The organism is Cupriavidus plantarum, from assembly GCF_905397285.1.
Taxonomy (GTDB): domain Bacteria; phylum Pseudomonadota; class Gammaproteobacteria; order Burkholderiales; family Burkholderiaceae; genus Cupriavidus; species Cupriavidus plantarum.
This window is the reverse complement of sequence record NZ_CAJPUX010000004.1, coordinates 1-18,555: the sequence shown is the minus strand read 5'-3', so window position 1 is coordinate 18,555 and position 18,555 is coordinate 1. Positions and strand designations below refer to the sequence as shown.

Sequence of the window (18,555 nt, the reverse complement as noted above, 5' to 3'; positions counted from 1 at the left end):
GGAAAAGTCGTGAGTTTTCAGCGTCGCAATTTCTTGCGTGCGATGGCCGCCATCGGGGCCGGTGTCGGCGGGGCGTCGGCCCTGCCGCGGATGGCCTGGGCCGAGAAGGCCGTCGAGTATCCGACCAGCCCGGTCAATGTGGTCATCCCGTTTACGGCGGGCGGCAGCACCGATTACATGGGCCGCCTGATCATGACGGACGTCGGCACGCGCTTCGGTGGCAAGTTCATTCCGGAGAACAAGCCGGGAGCCAGCGGCAGCATCGGTACGTCCAGCGTGCTCCGCGCGCAGCCGGACGGGCACGCGCTGCTGTACACCACGGCGGCGTTCCTGACCAACCTGCTGCTGTACAAGAACCTGCCGTACGACCCGATCGCGGACTTCACCCCGATCGCGCGCACCGTTGGACTGCCGCTGGTGCTGATCGTCGGGAAGGAGACGGGCGTCACGAGCGTGACGGGCCTCATCGACTACCTCAAGCGCAACCAGCAGGCGGCGTCCTATGGCAGCTATGGTATCGGCACGTCGTCGCACGTCGCGGCGTCGATCTTCCTCAAGAAGGTCGGCCTGCCCTCGATCGTCCACGTCCCTTACAAGGACAACCGCATCACGAGCGATCTGGTGGAGGGCCGCCTGACGTTCATGATGGAAGCGTGGTCGGTAGCGGCGCCGATGGTTCAGGCGGGACGCGCCGTGGCGCTGGCCGTGACGAGCGATCAGGCGCTGCCGTTCGCGCCCCAGATGCCCACCATCCAGAGCGCGATTCGCGAGAAGTACAACCTTGTATCGTGGCACGCGGTGTTCGCCCGGAAGAAGACGCCGGACGACATTCTCGACTTGCTGAACAGGGAGGTGAACGTGTCGCTGGCGAAGGAGCGCATCCAGAAGTCGGTGAACGACATGGGCTTCCTCAGGTACCCGCCGCTGACGCGGCCCGCGCTGGCGTCCTTCCTGTCCGACGAGCTGCCACGCTGGAAGGCGCTGATGACGGAAGCCGGCGTGCAGATGATCTGAGAACGTGCGATTGATGTGAGGGCTTTCCGCATGGCACCTGTGTGCCATGCGGTTTTTTGCATTCCGGCCAGCGCATGCGACAGATGCAGGACCCCGCGCGAACCTGGCCGTCATTCCCGAAGCGACCATAACGTAGGTCACTCCACATAACGCAGGTCACTCCACGTTCCGCAGCACCACATCGTCGCGCTCGGCGCCGGTGGTGACCATCGTCACCGGCACGCCAACTTCGGCCTCGATCGCCTCGATCAGGGCAACGGCTTCCGCCGGCAATGCGTCCATCGCGCGCGCACCCTGCGTCGGCCGCGACCAGCCCGGAAACTCGCGCAGCACGGGACGCACGCCGGCCAGCGCCGCGTCGCTCGCCGGGATGTAGTCGATGCGCTGCCCATCGCGTTCATAGCCGACGCAGAGGCTGATCGTCTCGAAGCCATCGAGCACGTCGAGCTTCGTCAGCGCCAGGCGGTCGATGCCGCCGACCTTGACGGCTTGCCGCAGCTGTACCGCATCGAGCCAGCCGCAACGGCGCGGACGGCCCGTGTTGACGCCATACTCGCGGCCACGGTCGCGCAGCCGTTCGCCGAGGGCGCCGTCGAGCTCGGACACGAACGGACCTTCTCCCACGCGCGTCGCGTAGACCTTGCTGACACCCAGCACATGACCGATCCGGGAGGGGGCAATGCCGGTGCCGCTGGCCGCGCCCGCGGCGACCGTGCTGGACGACGTGACGTACGGATAGCTGCCCCAGTCGATATCGAGCATCACGGCCTGCGAGCCTTCGAAGACCACCGATTGCCCATGACGATGGGCGGCGTCGAGCTGCTCCCACACGCGGCCGACGAACGGCAGGATCTTCGGCGCCATGGCGAGCAGTGCGCCGAGCAGCGGCGCTTTGTCGAAGGTTTCCAACCCCAGCCCGCGGAACCACGCGTTATGGTGCGCGAGCAGCAGGTCCAGCCGTGCCGACAGGTATTCCGGATTGGCGAGGTCGCAAACGCGCAGCGCCCGGCGGCCGACCTTGTCCTCGTAGGCGGGACCGATGCCGCGCAGCGTCGTGCCGAGCGGGCATTCCTGCAGGCGCGTCCGTAGCTGTTCCTGCGCGGCGTCGATGGCGCGGTGAATCGGCAACACGAGCGTCGCGGTCTCGGCGATCTGTAGCAGGTCCGGCGTGATGCGTACGCCCAGCGCCTCCATGCGTCCGATTTCGGCAAGCAGCGCCTCCGGATCGAGCGCTACGCCATTACCGATGACGCCGCGCTTGCCGCGCACCACGCCGCTCGGCAGCAGCGCGAGCTTGTACGTCTTGCCGTCGATGACGAGCGTATGGCCGGCATTGTGGCCGCCGTTGTAGCGCGCAACGATATCCGCGCGCTCCGCCAGCCAGTCCACGATTCGTCCCTTTCCTTCATCGCCCCACTGCGCGCCCACTACCACGACATTCGACATCGATCGACTCCTGCTGGTGATTAAACGAGACAGGTCCGACGTCATGCCGTTTCCTGCGGACGAAATGTAGCCGCCATCCGCCACGATGAAAATCGATATAAACTCAGTGTGCTTGTCAGGAAAACTCACATAGCGCCCTATTGTTCCTATGCCACGTCGACTACCGCCCCTCAATGCCGTCCGCGTCTTCGAAGCCGCCGCGCGCCTCGAAAGCTTCAGTGCCGCCGCGGACGAGCTTTCCGTCACGCATGGCGCGGTCAGCCGGCAGGTGGCGCAGCTCGAGTCATGGCTCGGCCACGATCTGTTCGACCGGCGTGGCCGCCGCGTGGTCCTGACACCGCTTGGCCGGCGCTATCTCTCGGAGGTATCGGCGGCGCTGGACCGGCTGGCGCTAGCCACCGCGGAGCAGCTCAAGGCAACGCGGCAGCAGGTCATCCGCGTCAATGCGCCGACCACATTCGCGTTGCGCTGGCTGTTGCCGCAGCTGTCGAACTTCCAGCTGTCCCATCCATCGATCGAGGTGCGGCTGACAACGTCGGACGAGCCCATCGAACGCGTGCGGGAGCCCTTCGACGTAGCCATTCGCGGCGGCGAGCAGCAGCCCGCCGGCTATGTCGTCACCGAATTCCTGACGGAGGTGCGCCTGCCGGTGTGTTCGCCGAAGGTGTTGCAGGCCCATCCGATCCGCGACGTATCGGACCTCGCGCATCACACGCTGCTGCACACCGCGACCTATCCCGAACTCTGGCCGCAGTGGCTCGCGGCGTGCGGCAATCCGCAGCTCGCGGGCGGCCAGTCGCTGCAGCTCGATCACTTCTACCTGACGTTGCAGGCCGCGATCGATGGGCTCGGCATTGCGATGGGGCCCACCGCGCTGGTGGCGCTGGACGTCAGGGAAGGCCGCCTCGTCTTCCCGTTCGAGCGCCCCGCGTTGCCCGCGTGGCGTTATGGGTGTTACGTGCACAACGCGCGGCGCGAGGAGCCCGCGATCGCCGCATTCGTGACGTGGCTGCTGGAGGTTGGCGCGGCGTTTTCCGCTAGCTAGGGCGCCAGACGCGCTCGTATCCGAGGTCGACAACGCCGTGCGACGGCATGCGCGTGGAGCCGCGAATGACGAGGTCGCCGGGCACGACTTCGCTGAGCCCGGTCCCGGTGCCCTGCAGCTGCGCTTCGATGATGGCGACCGCACGGGAAGACATCGCGCGCACGGGCTGGCGGAACGTCGTCAGCGAGATCTGCGGCCACGCCGCCATCTGGATATCGTCGAAGCCGACAATCGAAATGTCCTGCCCGACGGCGAGTCCGAATTCCGTGTGCGCCACGCCCAGCGCGGCGATGGCCATATGGTCGCTGGCACAGAAGATCGCATCGGGCGGCTCGGCGCCGCCGAGCATCTGGCGGGCGACGGCCTCGGCCTCCTCGAACACGTAGTTGGCGACGCCGCGTGCGACGGGTTTGCCCGCCGCGCCAAGCGTGCCGAGGAATGCCGCCTCGCGCGCCTTGCCGGTGGACGACGTCTCCAGTCCGGCGATGAACGCGAAGCGCTCGTGTTCGCAGGCGAGCAGAAACCGCGCGAGCGCTTCCGCGCCGCCGCGGTTGTCGCCGACCACGCTGGATACGGTACTGCGTTCGGTGGTGCGGTTGAGCTGCACGACGGGCAGGCCGATCTTCTGGCATTCATCGGCGAGGCCCGACGACAGCGACGACGAAACCAGGATCAGCGCATCGACGCGATAGTTCAGCATCTCGTCGAGCACGGGATCGGGCGTGTCGCTGGCGGGCGCGTTGAATAGCAGGATGCGATAGCCGGCGGTGGCGAGGTCGGCGGACAGGGCCTCAAGCATCGCGGCGTAGAACGGATTCTGGAGACCGGGGATGACGACGCCGACAATCGTCGAGCGGCGCTTGATCAGCGAGCGGGCGATCAGGTTCGGACGATAGCCAAGCTGTTCGGCCGCCGCCTGCACGCGTTGCCGCGTCTCTTCGGAGATACTCGCGCCCGGCGTGAAGCAGCGCGACACGGCCGACTGCGAGACGCCCGCGAGCGCGGCCACATCGTGCGCGGTGGGCGCGCGGCGAGGTACGTGATCCCGACTCGAAGCCATGTCGCCTTGTTCCGTGAAGTCGTCCGGCCAGCATTGTCGCAGATTACGGCGGGCGACCCGGCTGGGCCAGTAACAAGGTAACAGGGTGGCGTGGCATCGGGTCATCCCGCGCCGTGGTTCGCTCCGTGCGCCTGCGCCATGGCGACGACGACCTTGCGCGGTCCGCTGAACGGCTCGCGCGCATGCGCGGTCAGCATGTTGTCGAGCATGACGACGTCGCCCTGTTGCCACGGGAACACGATCTTGTGCGCTTCCAGCACGCCACGCACGGCATCGAGTTCGGTGTCGGGGATGGGAGTGCCGTCGCCATAGAACACGTCGCGCGGCAGGTTGTCGGCACCGACGGCATCGACGAGCACCTCGCGCATTTCCTCGGTGAGTGCCGAGGCGTGGAACAGGTGGGCCTGATTGAACCACACGTGCTCCCCCGTCACCGGATGCGCGGCCACGCCCTGAACATGCTGGCGCGTGCGAAGCTCGCCGTCATCCTTCCACTCGCAGGCGATCTGGTGGCGCGCGCAGTACGCCTCGACCTCCGCGCGGTCTTCGGTGTTGAATACCTGCTGCCAGGGGACGTCGAGTCCGTTGCCGTAATTGCGCACGTACATGAGGCCCCGCGATGCGAAGCGCTCGCGCGTGCCCGCGTCCACGGCGCGATAGATCGCGCGGCTGTCGGCAATCGGCGTCTCGCCGCCGACCGGTGCGGCGGTTTCGCAGTAGAACCAGATTTTCATCGGCCAGTCGCGTGTGTAGGCTTGCTCGTTGTGGAGCGGGATGGACTGGTGGGCCGGGTACTCGGTGGACGTGTAAACGCCGCCGGTGACCTGGCTGCGGGGCGTCGAGCCGAACTCATAGGTCAGCAGCGGGTGGCCGAAGCCGGCCGCGAACGCGCGAAAGCCTTCGGGCCCGCCGACGTCGAAACCGCGGAGCAGCACGCCGCCGACGGTGAGCAGCGTGGCCTCGATGTCGGCCTGCAGGCGGGGGAGGGCTTCCAGTAGCGACTCGCCTTGATGCGTGGCGCGCATGATGCGCGGGAGGTCGTGCTGGCTCAAGTGCGCGGCGGTCGGTTGGGATAGGTCGGTCATGCGAACCTCAGGTCGTAGGTGTCAATGTTTGCGACGTCAGCGCCAGCGCGGCCCGGTACTGCGCGAGGTCATCGGGAAGCGGCAGCGACCATGCGAGCGTGGCGCCGCCATCGTCGGCATGCCACTGGCCCCCGGCCGCTGGGACGAAGGTGGTCGTTTGCCATCGTGGCTCGGCAATGCCCGTGGCCGTGGCTTTGGCATACGCCTCCCGCACTGTCCAAAGCTGGTAGAACCGCTCCAGGCGCGCTCGCTCGTCGGGCATCGCGGCGAGATGGCCTGCTTCCCGCGCCGAGAACGCGATGTCCGCGAGGGGCATCGGCGCCACGGGCAGGCACTGCTCGATATCGATGCCGACGGCCTCGCACGCGCTCCCCGGCGCGATGACGATGGCGCCCCACGCGCCGCTGTGGGACACGTTGAAGTGCCAGCGACCGGCGTCACGGGCATGGCCGCCGTCGCTGTCCGCGCCACCGCCATCGCATCCGACGTGCAGGCAAGGCTTGCCGCGTACGCCAGGCTCGAACGCGACGTCGCGCGGCGCGAGCCCAAGGCGCTCGCCCAGCAGCCGGCGCAGGGTCGCCCTCACCGTGGCGAACCGCGCGCGGTCGGCGCGCTGGCGGTAGTGGGTCAATCGCTGAAGCTCCAGCGCATCGAGATCGGCCCACAGGTCGTCCGCGGGCTCCCGCTCGATGGCAATCGGCACCAGCCACCACCGCACCGCACCGGCCAACCCAAACGTCCGGAACGTCCGCTCGATCAGCATGGCGTCGCGGCATCCGATGCACGAACATCCGCCAACATGCTGGCCATCCGGGCAAGCATGTCCCCCAGAGCATCCCGCAGGAAGAAATGCCCTCCGTCATACCAGGTCAACGAGGTGTGCCCGGTAGACGCCAATCGCCAGCCGGCAATCGCATCCCCGACGGCACGATCCGCACGCCCCCCAAACGCATGCAGCGCGCAGGCTAGCGGGGTTACAGGGTGCAGCCGATTGCTTCGATAGCTCGCGCACACCCGATAATCGGCCCGCAAGATTGGCAATGCGATCGCCATCATCTCGGGATCATCCAGCAATTCGGGCGGCGTCCCGCCAAGCTCCCGCATCTGCGCCAGCAAGCTCGCATCGTCCAGCGGCCCCGCAAAACGCGAAGGGTCCCGCAACGACGGCGCCGCCGCACCCGCGACAAACAGCGCCAGCGGCGGATGTCGCTCACGCAGCCGATGGGCGAGTTCATGCGCAAGCAAAGCGCCCATGCTGTGCCCGAACAAGGCATAGGGCTGACCGGGCGAAAGCCGACCGATCAGCGCGCGTTCGAGGTCATCGCACAGCGCATCGAAATCCTCAAGCAACGGCTCGGCCGCCCGTGCCCCGCGCCCCGGCAGCTCGAGCGGCGCTACCCTGAGCGCCGCGTGAAGCGGCGGCGCCAAATGCCGGCGCCATCCCGCGTAGAACGCTGCGCTGGCACCCGCATTGGGGAGGCACCAGAGCGTGACCGGCTCGCGCATCGTTCAGTGGGAAGACGCCGCGGCATCCATCTGCGCGCGCAAGCTGGCCGGCCGCATATCGGTCCAATGCGCCTCGATATAGGCCAGGCACTGCGCCCGCGGCGCCGTCACGCCCACGGTATTCCATCCCGCGGGCACGGGCCGATACGCGGGCCAGATCGAGTACTGCTGCTCGTCGTTGATCACGACGTGGAAGTCGATGGTGTCGCTGTCGATGCTCATGTTGTCGGTCTCCCGGTGTCGATATGCCATAGACGAACGACCTCGCCGCCGATTTAGCGCGACGGCGGGGTAAATATCGCGCGCGCCGGTTCGTCACTGGGGGACAACCCGTATCCGATGCGGGCTTCTCAGACGGAGAAAGGTGCGACAGCATGAACAATCGAGCAATGGAATACGACTTTCTGGGTATCGGCTTCGGCCCCTCCAACGTGGCCCTCGCCATCGCCATGGAGGAGCACGCCGCCAGCCACGGCACGCGCGCCCAGTTCGCGTTCATCGAGCGCAAGCCGTCGTTCGTCTGGCACGGCGGCATGCTGCTGGAGGATGCCGACATGCAGATCTCGTTCATGAAGGACCTCGTGACGCTGCGCAATCCGCGCAGCGCCTACTCGTTCATCAGCTACCTGCATGCCAAGGGGCGGCTCGAATCGTTCATCAACCTGAAGACGTTCTTCCCGTCGCGGCTCGAGTTCAATGATTACCTGTCATGGGTGGCGGGCCACTTCGAGGACCGCTGTTACTACGGGGAAGAGGTCGTCGAAATCCTGCCCGACCACGGGACCGGTACTGACGATGCGGTGCGCCGGCTCCTGGTACGGTCGCGCGACGCCGAAGGGCGGCTGCACGAACGCTTCGCGCGCAATCTCGTGATCGGCGTGGGCGGGGAGCCGCTCGTGCCGGAAGCGTTCGAGGGTCAGCGCGACGCGCGCATCGTGCATTCGTCGCGCTATCTGGAACATCTGGCCGCCAACCCGGGTTTGCAGCCGCGGCGCATCGCGGTGATCGGCGGCGGGCAGAGCGCCGCGGAGGTCTATATGGACCTGATACAACGCTTCAGCGACGCATCGGTGTCCCTGATCATGCGCGGTGGCGCGCTCAAGCCCTCGGACGACAGTCCGTTCGTGAACGAGATCTTCAACCCGGGCTTCACCGACTATATCTACTGGCAACCCGACGAGCGCCGCCGCCGCATGCTCGACGAGTTCCGCAATACCAACTACTCGGTGGTGGATGTCGATCTGATCGAGCGGATCTATCACATGCTCTACCTGCAACGCGTGCGCGGTCACGCCCCGCATGCATTGCTCGCGAGCCGTGACATCGAACGCGTGACGCCCTCCGTCGACGGCATCGAATGCTTGCTGCGCGATCGGGAAGAGGGCGGCGCCGAGCGTCACGTCTACGACCTCGTGATCGTGGCCACCGGCTACCGGCGCGACGCCTATCAGCGCATGCTTGCGCCGCTCGGCACCTTGCTGCCGGAGGACGGCTTTGGCGTCGATCGCCGCTACCGGCTCAGGACCTGCGAGTCGTGCGAAGCGCGGATCTTCCTGCAGGGGGCCTGCGAGGACAGCCATGGCCTCAGCGATACGCTGCTGTCGGTGCTGTCGATCCGCTCGCAGGAGATCGTGGAAGCGCTGCACGATCGCATGCTCCCCGCGCTGGACGCCGTGCCCCACGCGCGGCAGGCCATGGCCGAGGCAGTGCCGATGTCGCAATGACGGACAGCGTGGGCGGCCGTAGCCCGACCGCCCGCGCTCGTGCCGGATGACGGGCTCGGCTCAGGCCGTATTTGCCTCGGTATGCGGAAGGTACAGCCCCTCGCCAAAGAACCGCTCCCGCAGCAACATCACGAGCATCGCCCGCTTGTGCGGGAAATCGAACTCCTTCACCTTCGAGAACCCCGCCTTGTCGAGATTGGCGATCTGCCGGTGATGATCGGCGCGCGGTTCGCCGACGATACGCTGGGTGCGCGGGTCGTCCAGAAACTGGTAATGCTGGATCGCCGGGAACCAGGCCGTCAGGAAGGACTTGCCACGGAATGCCGGCTCACCGATCAGCACATGCCAGCCGCGGTCGTGGTCGTGCGCGTCGTAGAACGGCGCGAGACGGTTCTCCCTGGCCCAATAGATCTCGAAATAGCCGAAAGGGGAGTCGTCGAGGCCGACCACCAGCGGCAGCATGTGCGGGTCGTCGACGAGCCCCTGCAGATAGCGCCGATGCTTGTCCTCGTCGCCTTCCTCCTGCCAGAAGTACGCCACGTCGGGATCGTTCATCCAGCGATGCAGCAACGGGGTATCGCCCTGGACGGTCGCGGCGCGCAGCGTGAGCGTGCGGCCGAGCCAGGGAATGTAGCGGGCGTAAACCGTGCCATTCGGTTTGGGCGGACGGACGGGATGGCGCTTCTCGCCCGTCATCGTGTAGCGCAGCGGATAGGGCGTCTTGGCGGGCATCCAGAGCGGCGCATGCTGCCACAGCATTTCGGCGCGGCACTGCCGCTGCGCGTGCGGCAGTCCGCGGGCCGGTTCGGCCAGACCCATTTGCGTCAGCGCGTCGAGCGTGGCGGGGTGCTCGATATCGAGGCCTGCCGCCGGCACGCGCCAGCAGGTCGTAACGGCCTCCAGCGCGGCCAGCGTGGCGTTGGTCAGCGCGTCGCCGTCGAGCGTCGTGCTGGCGAGCCGCAGGACGGGCGTCCCGGTGCGGATCAGCGCGAAGCTGGCCTCCGCTTCGGCGGCGCCCCGTGCGCGCACCGTGAGCTGTTCCCCGTCGGCGGAGACGAGCAGTGGCCTGCCGCTCGCCTCGAACGCGCGGAAGCCGTGGATCGGCGTGAAGTCAGTAGACATGGTGTTTTCCCGGATGGGTTCTCACAGCCCCACGCGGGGCCGATATCCGAGGAGACGCGTGGGATCGCGGCGAATTTAGGTAGATGTCCGCGACGACACTCGTTAAAATGCGAATCATTCTCAAAATCGCCGGATCGCCATGCATATCCGCACGTTTCGAATCTGGTATCTGGTCCACAAATGGACCAGCCTCGTCTGCACGATCTTCCTGCTGCTGCTGTGCCTGACCGGCCTGCCGCTCGTGTTCGGGCACGAGATCGACCATTGGTTCGGCAACGGCGTGGAGGCGCCGGAGATGCCGGCGGACACGGCCCGCATGCCGGTGGATCGCATCGTGGCGGACGCATTGGAACGCCGGCCCGGCAGTGCCGTCCGCTTCGTCACCGCCGATGACGAGGAGCCCGTGTGGTTCGTCTCGCTGTCTTCGCGCGAGTCGCCGCGGCAGGGTGGGGCGCTGCTGACCTACGACGCGCGCACGGGGCATCTGCTGCGCGATACCCCATTGCGGTCGGGCTTCATGCTCATCATGGTCAAGCTCCATACCGATCTGTTTGCGGGTCTTCCGGGGACGCTGTTCCTCGGCTTCATGGGGCTGCTGTTCGTGGTGTCGATCGTCTCGGGGGTGGTCGTGTATGGACCGCTGATGAAGAAGCTGCCGTTCGGCACGGTTCGGCGCGAACGCTCCTCGCGGCTCAAATGGCTCGATCTGCATAACGTGCTGGGCATGGCGACGCTGTCGTGGCTGACCGTGGTCGGCATTACCGGCGTGCTGCTCACGCTGGCGAAGCCGACCTACAGCATTTGGCAATCGACGGAGCTCAAGGCGATGGTCGCCCCGTTCGTGGGGCAGGGGGCGCCGCGCGCGCTGAGCTCCCTGGACAAGGCCATCGGTCTTGCGCAGGCCGAGGAGCCGCATATGACCACCGCGTTCGTCGCCTTCCCGGGGACGCCGCTTGCGGGGCCGCGTCACTATGCGGTGTTCATGCGCGGGGACGCGCATATCACGTCGCGGCTCATCAAGCCGGTGCTGGTGGACGCGGAGACGGGCCAGTTCGCGGCCAAGCGGGACATGCCCTGGTATGTGGCAGCGCTACGGATCTCTGGGCCGCTGCATTTTGGAGACTATGGCGCGATGCCTTTGAAGGTGCTATGGGCAGTGCTCGATGTGATTGCCATCGTGCTGCTGGGGAGCGGGCTGTACCTGTGGATCGGACGGACGCGGCAGATGCAGACCCGCCTGCGGGACATCGAGGCATCGCATCGCGCGCCGGCGGTGGCGGAGGCGGCGCGATGAGCGACAAGCGGACGGGTACGTTCCTGTGGATCTACGGCGCGCCGTTATGGCTCGCGGCCATCGGTCTCGTCGGGCTTGCCGCGGCGCTGTTTGCGGATGGCATCTGGGACTGGATCTCATGGGCCGCGCTCGGGGCCATGACGGCCACCGGCCTCTGGTACGCACTGAAGCCCTCGGCCAGGACGCGCGCCGCCGCACCACGGCGCGTTGCGCCTTTGCCGGGCGCGGAGCGTGAGCCCAGCGCCGATGGGCGGTGAGGCGGGGCCCTCACCGCCTTCCTGATCAGGCCGGCACCTCGCCGTGTGCAAGCCGGGCAGTAACCGCCGCGATCCAGTCGGGAGCGCGGACGATGCCGAGGTGGGTCGCATCGATCCGCTGTGCGGCAAGGCACGACGGCAGCAGCGCGTGCATGCGTTCGATATCCGCATCCGCCCGGTCCACGGTCCACCAGTTGTCCACGGCCACGCGCACCGTTGCAAGCGGTATCGCCGCAACAAGCGCGCGCAGGCGCGTCGCGGTATCGAGCATGCACGTCACCTCCGACTGAACGACCGCCTGAGACGCGTCGCCCGACTGCGCAAATGCCGCGCGCACGATCCGCTCGACACGCGCGGGCGCCTCGTCCTCCGCCCCTGCGGCGTTCGCCTCCACCTCGAGCGCCGCCCGATCGAGCCCCGGCAGTGCCTGCTCGAGATAGTCCACCAGCTCCCCGATCGACCCGCGCGACCGCCCCACATGTCCGGCCGCCCTCGGCACATAGCTGTCCACAAGGCCGAGAAACGCCACCTGTTCGCCAGATCGCTCGAGCATCGACGCCATGCGCGCGGCCAGCGCGCCGCCCAGCGACCACCCGAGCAGGTGGTACGGCCCGTGCGGCTGCGCGCGACGCAGCGCCTCGACGTGCGCGGAAGCCAGCGCCTCGATGTCGCCCAGGCGTTCCACCGGCGGACATGCCAGCCCATAGACCGTGCGCTGCCCATCGAGCGCCTGCGCCAGCGGCGCGTAGTCGGACACCGTGCCGAACGACGCATGCACACAGAAGAGCGGCGGCCCTGTCACCACGCGATTGAGCGGCACCGCGCCATCCTTCTCTCCGACGCGGCCATCGATGACATCGCTCAACGCGGCGATCGTTGGATACTGCATCAGGTCGCGCAGCGCGACACCAGCGCCCAACGGCGACGCGCGCAATTGCGCCAGAACCTGCAGGCACAGCAGCGAATGAGCCCCGGTCGCGAAGACGTCGTCGTGAATGCCGATGCGCGGCACGGCCAACACGCCTGCCCACACACCGGCAAGCCATCGCTGCGTCGGCGTGCGCGGCGGAACATACGCTACCGACTTGGATGGACGAGCGGGCGGCCGAGCAGGCGCGGCCGCGCTGGGCACCACATCCGTGGCGCCCAGCGCGCCATCCGGCCGGTTCACCATGGCCGCAAGAATGTCGAGATACCGATCGCGCCACCGCGCCACGGTCGCCGCGTCGAACAAGTCGGTGGCATAGCCCAGCACGCCCTCCAGCGCGCCGCTCTCATCCTCCTGCGTATCGAGCGAGAGGTCCATCTTCGTCCGGCGCGACAGGCGCTCCACAGGCTCCACCGTCAAACCGGCAATGCGCCGCGACGCCTGGCGATCGCGCCGCTGATGATTCGCCATGACCTGGAACAGCGGATTGCGGGACACATCGCGCGCGGGTTGCAAGGCCTCGACCAGTTGCTCGAAGGGCAGGTCCTGATGCGCCTGCGCGCCGGCAGCGGTCTCGCGCACCTGCGCCAGCAGTTCGCGATACGTCATGGCCGGCGAGAGCCGCGCCCGCCATACCTGCGTATTGATGAATACCCCGACCACATCCGCCGTCTCCACCCGATGCCGGTTGGCAATCGGCACGCCGACACACGGCGAGGTCTCGCCGGACACGCGATACAACAGCGTCTGGAACGCCGCCAGCAACACGCCGAACAGCGTCGTCCGCGAAGCCTGCGCGACCTCGCGTAGTTGCGCCACCAGCGCCGGTGCAAACACAATCGGCACCACGTCCGCCGCATGGGAAGGCATGGCCGGCCGCGGCTTATCGGTCGGCAGTGCCAACACAGGCGGCGCGCCATCGAGATGCCCACGCCACCAGTCGAGCTGCCGCGCAATCGCGACGGCCTGCTCGGGCCGCCGCTGCCATGCCGCATGGTCCGCATACTGCTGGACCAGCGGTGGAAGCGCCACGGGCGCGCCAGTGGCGAAGCCTGAATACAACCGTGCGAACTCGTCGATCACGATGCCCATCGACCAGCCATCGGCAACGATATGGTGCAACGTGACAAGCAGCACATGGTCGTCATCGGCCAGTTGGAGCAATCGCACCCGCAGCAACGGTCCGTCGCGCAGATCGAACGGCGCCAACGCTTCGGCGTCGGCATGGGCCGGCGCGGTATCGGGCGCCGCGCGCAAATCGGTGACGCCGATCTTCACGGGTTCGGGCGTGCGTATGCGTTGCCACACCGCGCTGCCTTCGGCATCGAACGTCGTACGCAATGCCTCATGACGCGCCACGAGCGCATCGAACGTCCGTTGCAGCGCTTTGCGATCGAGCCTGCCACGCAGACGCACCGCGCGCGGGATGTTATAGGTCCCGCCCTGCGGATTGAGCAGCCAGAGGAACCACAGCCGCTGCTGCGTGAACGACAGGGCCAGCGGCTGCGACCGGTCGGCGAGGGTGGAGACGACCGAGGCTGCGGGGGTCGCCGCCGCCGCATCCATCATCGCATCCATCGCCACGGCAAGATCGGCCAGCACCGGGTGCTCGAACACCTGCTTCGGCAACAGACGCCGGCCTCCCTTCTTGAGCCGGGCGATGATCTTGAGCGTCAGGATCGAATCGCCGCCGAGCGCGAAGAAGTTGTCTCCCGCACTGACCTGCGGTACACCCAGCACGTCCTGCCAGATTTGCGCGAGCGCGATCTCGGTCTCGGTCCGCGGCGGGACGAACGCGTCAGCCGCCGCGTCGGGATCGGGCAGCGCGCGCCGGTCAAGCTTGCCATTGGCGGTGACCGGCAGCCGGTCCACCCGCACCACATGCGACGGCACCATATGGTCGGGCAGCGTGTCCCGCAGCGCGGCACGCACGGCGTCTGGCGTGGCGTCGTCCAGCACGCACCAGGCCACGAGTCGGCCGTCGCGCACGAGCACGGCTGCGTCGCGTACACCTTCGACGGCCCGGACCGCATGCGCGACCTCACCGGGGTCGACACGATAGCCCCGAATCTTGACCTGATCGTCCGCGCGGCCGATATAGTGAATGCGGCCCGCTTCGTCCTGACGCACACGGTCCCCCGTGCGATACATCCGTCCACCCGACGCAAATGGATCCGGCACGAAGCGGCTCGCGGTCACGCCCGGCTGACGCAGGTAACCGCGTGCCACCTGCGGACCGCCGACATACAGTTCGCCGGATACGCCAGGCGGCACGGGATTCAGCCCGCGGTCGAGCACGTAGACCTGCGTACCGGGGAGGGGCGAGCCCGTCGGCACGGCCGGTCCACTCGCGACAATGCCCGCCATCTCCGCTTGATGCGTCAACACGCCGACGGTCGTCTCGGTGGGCCCATAGTGGTTGAACAATTGCATCTCCGGCCGTAGCGCCCGCAGACGCGCGGCCAGGTCGGCGGACGTTGCCTCGCCTCCGAGCACCAGCGCATGGGCGGGCAGCACGTTGGCGGCGTCCTTCGCCTCCAGCAGTCCGCGCAGATGCGCCGGCACGATCTTGAGCGCGCCGACGCGATGCCTCGCCATGTACTCGGCAAAGCGATCAGGATCCGTCGCGCGCCGTGCCGGGATCAGATGCAGCAGATGGCCGCCGCAGATCGCGCCGAACAGCATCGTGTGGCCAAGGTCGGCCGCCGGCGTCGATACCATCGCCATGCTGGCATTCCGCGGCAGGCCGAGGCGTGCCAGCACGCCGGCCGTGTAGTGGGCGATCGCGCGATGGCTGATGACCACGCCCTTTGGCGCGCCCGTCGAACCGGATGTGTAGATCAGGTAGGCGCCCTGATCGGGCCGCTCGTGCATCGGCGGCTCGTGCATCGGTGAGTCGGCGCGAGGCGCTACGCTCATTGGGTCCAACACGGGCAGGTCCGTCGCGGCGGCGGCGCCAACGATCGCCACGGCCCCGGCGTCATGCAGCAATTGCCGCAAGCGCTCGGGAGGCTGCGCCGGGTCGAGCGGCAGGCAGATAGCGCCCGCCTTCAGCACGCCCAGCCAGCCGACGGCAAATGCCACAGACCGATCGAGGCACAGCGCCACCACGCGCTCCGGCCCCGCGCCCCGCGCTCGCAGCGCATGCGCGAGGCCATTCGCCAGGCCATTCGCCAGGCCATCCGCCTGGGCACGCGTCAGCACGGTGGCGTCGTCCTGGAATGCAGGCGCATCGCCATCGGCGGCCAGATGCCGCGCCCACGCGTCCAGCACGTGCGGGGCGGGCGCGGCCGCCTCACCGCGCAGCACCCCGTCGCCGTCAGCGGCGGGCAGCGCCACAGTCCCCAGCGGCCGCGACGGATCGTCCGCCATCGCCTGAAGCCCCGCCTCCAGTTGCCTCAGCAGGGCAGCGATGGCCTCGTCGTCAAAGGCGTCGCGCCGATACGCCAGCGTCAGATGCAGCTGCGCTTCGCCCACCGCGATGAGGCTCAGCGGAAAATTATTTCGCCCGTGCGTCGCGACCGCATCGCCGCCGCCCGTCGGCTGCCGAAGATCGAGCAGACGGATGGAAAGTCCTTCGATGGGCTGCCGGAGGGCCGCGTCCACGGGATAGTTCTCGAACACGACGATGCTGTCGAACAGCGACCCGCCATCGCGCAACCGCTGAATATCCGGCAGCGGCGTATGTTCATGCTGCTGGTTCGAGACAGCGGTGCGTTGCACCGCCCGCCACCAGTCGCGCACGGACATGTCGGCAGGCGACGCCACATGCAATGGCAGTGTGTTGATGAACAACCCCACGGTCTGCTCGATACCGGGCAGCTCGCCGGAGCGGCCGGACACGGTTGTGCCGAACAGCGCGCCATCGGTGCCGGCATGGCGTGCCAGCAGCCATCCCCATGCCGACTGCACGACGGTATTGAGCGTCACGCCCGCCCCGCGCGCGGCATCGCGCAACGCGGTACTGAGTGCCGGCGGACAACTGAGCTTTTGCTCGGCATAGCCCGCGCGCGCGGCCCGCCGTTCGATACCGGCGCAAGGGAGCGGCGTACGTCCGTCGGCAAGATCGAGCACCGACCGCCAGTGCGTCAACGACGCTGCATGATCGCGTTGCCCCAGCCATTGCAGATAGCTGCTGAACGGCCGCGACGACGGTGGCAGGGCATCTCCGCAATAGGCGCGCAGCACGTCGGACAGCGCAATGCCGACGCTCCAGCCATCCATCTGCACGTGGTGGAAGCTCCAGGCGAGCCACCACTGGGCGTCGCTCACGCGCATCAGTCGTAACCGCGCATCGGCCGCGCGACGGAATGCAAAGCCCTCCGCGCGCCGCACCGCGAGCCATGCTTCGAGGGCCGCGCGCTGGCGCTGTGCGTCCTGATCGCGCCAGTCGACCTGTTCGATCGCGACGGGCCGCTGTTTGTAGATCACCTGCAACGGCGTGTCGCTCTCCCCGACGATATAGTCGGTGCGCAGTGCCTGATGCCGGTCGGCAGCCTGCTGCCATGCCTGCTCGAAGCGCGGCACGGAGAGGTCGCCCTCCAGCACGAACACGCGCTGATAGTGATACGGGTCTTCGTGCCCGCGCTCCAGCGCGTGGAATAACACGCCCTGCTGCAGAGGCGTCAGCGCGGCGATGGTTTCGATGTCCTGCTTGCGTCGTTCCGAAGTCATGCCTATGTTCCTACAACACGGTGTCGAGCAGCGCGTCCAGCGACGCCTGATCCATCTTCACGTTCACAAGGTCCGACGGCGTGAGGCTCTGATGCTGCGCGTCGGTGCTCTGCGCGATGCAGTGGTCGACCACGCGCTCCAGCGCGCCCTGCAACGCCTCCGCCAGGGGCTGCATCGTCACGAACTGTGCGCGGCTATAGCCGATGCGGAACTCGAGCACGCCGTCGAAGACCTGTCCGTTGATCGTGATCCAGTTGCCCAGCGGGGCATCGGGGCCGCGGCCTGCACCGGAGGGCTCGTCGGCGCGCACGAACAGCGCGCCGGGATCGCTGGCGCCCTGATCGAACTGGCCGAGATAGTTGAAGGTGATGCGCGGCAGGTCGCGCACCGCGAGGGCATTGCGGACGGCATCGGGGCCGTCATGCCTGAGCAGCCCATAGCCGATGCCCTGTTGCGGCACGGCGCGCAACGCCTCCTTGGCCTGCCGGATGCCATCGCCGATGTCGAGGCCCACGGGAACCACGATCGGGTAGATCGACGTGAACCACCCAACCGTGCGCGACAGATCGACCTCCTCGAACAGGGACGCGCGGCCATGCCCTTCGAGCACGATGCCAACGCGTGAATGGCCGAGCCACTGTCCCACGGAGGATGCCACTGCCGCGAGCAGCAGGTCGTTGATGCGTGTGCGGTAGGCAGCGTGGGCGTCCTGAAGCAACTGCGAGGTCCGGTGGGCGTCGAGCCGCACGGTCTCGTGGGCGGCATCGCGGGTTCGTGCCGGCACATCATGGTCGGGGACCGGTTGCGGCGCGTCGGCTTGCGCGAGCCAGAACGCGGCCTCACCCGACATGGTGGTCGAGTCGGCGTATTGCTGCAGCCTCCGCGCCCACGTCTGATAGGACGAGGTGCGGGCGGGCAGCGGCGCATCGTCCCTGTACGCTTGCTGGAGGTCTTCCAGCAGGATGCGCCATGAGATACCGTCCACGACGAGGTGATGGATGGCGATGAGCAGGCGCTGCGAGCCGTCCGGGAGCGTGAAGCGGGCCACGCGCAGCAGCGGGCCTTGTTCGAGGTTCAGGCTCCGCTGCGCGCGCGTGCATGCATCGGTGAGCGCGTCGGTATCGACGGGCTCGTGTGTCACCGTGGTGACCGATGTGTCGGCGTACCGCTGCGTCCATTGGCCATCGCGCTGACTGAACCGCATCCGCAACGCATCATGATGCGCGACGACCCGATCCACCGCCGCCTGCAAACGCACGAGATCGATCGCTTCTTTCGGCCGCAGCAAAACCGCCTGATTCCAGTGATGCCGCTCGGGGATGGCGGTCTCAAAGAACTCCCGCTGCACGGGGAGCAACGGCACCTCGCCGGTGGGCATGGCCTCGTCGGTGGCGTGCGCG

14 protein-coding genes are annotated in these 18,555 nt (G+C 67.6%); 5 read left to right on the top strand and 9 right to left on the bottom strand.

What is annotated here, in order from left to right; genetic code table 11:
- The first annotated feature begins 9 nt into the window (after positions 1 to 9).
- Positions 10 to 1,014 (top strand): Bug family tripartite tricarboxylate transporter substrate binding protein, encoded by a 1,005-nt coding sequence (locus KHP16_RS17675; protein ID WP_109584650.1) that lies wholly within the window; start codon positions 10 to 12, stop codon positions 1,012 to 1,014.
- Between the two features lie 156 nt (positions 1,015 to 1,170).
- Here the strand turns inward: KHP16_RS17675 and KHP16_RS17670 are convergent, their stop codons facing one another.
- Positions 1,171 to 2,460 (bottom strand): adenylosuccinate synthase, encoded by a 1,290-nt coding sequence (locus KHP16_RS17670; protein ID WP_211960771.1) that lies wholly within the window; start codon positions 2,458 to 2,460, stop codon positions 1,171 to 1,173.
- 148 nt (positions 2,461 to 2,608) lie between these two features.
- On the opposite strand from KHP16_RS17670, the gene gcvA reads away from it, so the two are divergent.
- Positions 2,609 to 3,505 carry a transcriptional regulator GcvA gene (gcvA, locus tag KHP16_RS17665; RefSeq protein ID WP_211960770.1) on the top strand — a complete coding sequence of 299 codons (897 nt, stop codon included), beginning with the start codon at positions 2,609 to 2,611 and terminating at the stop codon, positions 3,503 to 3,505.
- On the opposite strand, the gene KHP16_RS17660 is transcribed toward gcvA, so the two are convergent.
- The 5 genes from KHP16_RS17660 to KHP16_RS17640 form a co-directional block, all read right to left on the bottom strand.
- The gene (locus KHP16_RS17660) at positions 3,498 to 4,565 is read right to left on the bottom strand and encodes a LacI family DNA-binding transcriptional regulator (protein ID WP_211960769.1); all 1,068 of its coding nucleotides are present in this window, start codon (positions 4,563 to 4,565) and stop codon (positions 3,498 to 3,500) included. The two genes, gcvA and KHP16_RS17660, sit on opposite strands and share 8 nt — an antisense overlap.
- 101 nt (positions 4,566 to 4,666) lie before the next feature.
- Positions 4,667 to 5,650 (bottom strand): TauD/TfdA family dioxygenase, encoded by a 984-nt coding sequence (locus KHP16_RS17655; protein WP_211960768.1) that lies wholly within the window; start codon positions 5,648 to 5,650, stop codon positions 4,667 to 4,669.
- A 7-nt stretch (positions 5,651 to 5,657) separates the two neighbouring features.
- Positions 5,658 to 6,413, bottom strand: coding sequence for a 4'-phosphopantetheinyl transferase family protein (locus KHP16_RS17650; protein ID WP_211960767.1), 756 nt, complete (start codon positions 6,411 to 6,413; stop codon positions 5,658 to 5,660).
- Entirely contained in the window at positions 6,407 to 7,156 is a 750-nt protein-coding gene (locus tag KHP16_RS17645) for a thioesterase II family protein (protein ID WP_211960766.1), read from the bottom strand. The genes KHP16_RS17650 and KHP16_RS17645 overlap by 7 nt, the downstream gene beginning before the upstream one ends.
- Before the next feature lie 3 nt (positions 7,157 to 7,159).
- Positions 7,160 to 7,378 carry an MbtH family protein gene (locus KHP16_RS17640; RefSeq protein WP_109584657.1) on the bottom strand — a complete coding sequence of 73 codons (219 nt, stop codon included), beginning with the start codon at positions 7,376 to 7,378 and terminating at the stop codon, positions 7,160 to 7,162.
- 152 nt (positions 7,379 to 7,530) lie between these two features.
- Between KHP16_RS17640 and KHP16_RS17635 the strand changes: the two genes are divergently transcribed.
- Positions 7,531 to 8,880: a lysine N(6)-hydroxylase/L-ornithine N(5)-oxygenase family protein gene (locus tag KHP16_RS17635; protein WP_244835853.1), complete on the top strand. Its 1,350-nt coding sequence runs from the start codon at positions 7,531 to 7,533 to the stop codon at positions 8,878 to 8,880.
- Positions 8,881 to 8,940: 60 nt separating this feature from the next.
- Here the strand turns inward: KHP16_RS17635 and KHP16_RS17630 are convergent, their stop codons facing one another.
- The gene (locus KHP16_RS17630; RefSeq protein WP_109584659.1) at positions 8,941 to 10,002 is read right to left on the bottom strand and encodes a GNAT family N-acetyltransferase; all 1,062 of its coding nucleotides are present in this window, start codon (positions 10,000 to 10,002) and stop codon (positions 8,941 to 8,943) included.
- 139 nt (positions 10,003 to 10,141) lie between these two features.
- Here KHP16_RS17630 and KHP16_RS17625 point away from each other — a divergent pair, with 139 nt between their 5' ends.
- Positions 10,142 to 11,296, top strand: a complete 1,155-nt coding sequence (locus KHP16_RS17625; RefSeq protein ID WP_115955082.1) for a PepSY-associated TM helix domain-containing protein — start codon at positions 10,142 to 10,144, stop codon at positions 11,294 to 11,296.
- The gene (locus KHP16_RS17620) at positions 11,293 to 11,553 is read left to right on the top strand and encodes a hypothetical protein (protein ID WP_109584661.1); all 261 of its coding nucleotides are present in this window, start codon (positions 11,293 to 11,295) and stop codon (positions 11,551 to 11,553) included. Before KHP16_RS17625 ends, KHP16_RS17620 begins: the two co-directional genes overlap by 4 nt.
- 25 nt (positions 11,554 to 11,578) lie before the next feature.
- On the opposite strand, the gene KHP16_RS17615 is transcribed toward KHP16_RS17620, so the two are convergent.
- Together KHP16_RS17615 and KHP16_RS17610 are read right to left on the bottom strand one after the other, a co-directional pair.
- Positions 11,579 to 17,155 carry a non-ribosomal peptide synthetase gene (locus tag KHP16_RS17615; protein ID WP_211960765.1) on the bottom strand — a complete coding sequence of 1,859 codons (5,577 nt, stop codon included), beginning with the start codon at positions 17,153 to 17,155 and terminating at the stop codon, positions 11,579 to 11,581.
- Positions 17,156 to 17,165: 10 nt separating this feature from the next.
- Positions 17,166 to 18,555 (bottom strand): condensation domain-containing protein (locus KHP16_RS17610; RefSeq protein ID WP_244835851.1); only part of this gene is annotated, 1,390 nt, incomplete at its 5' end.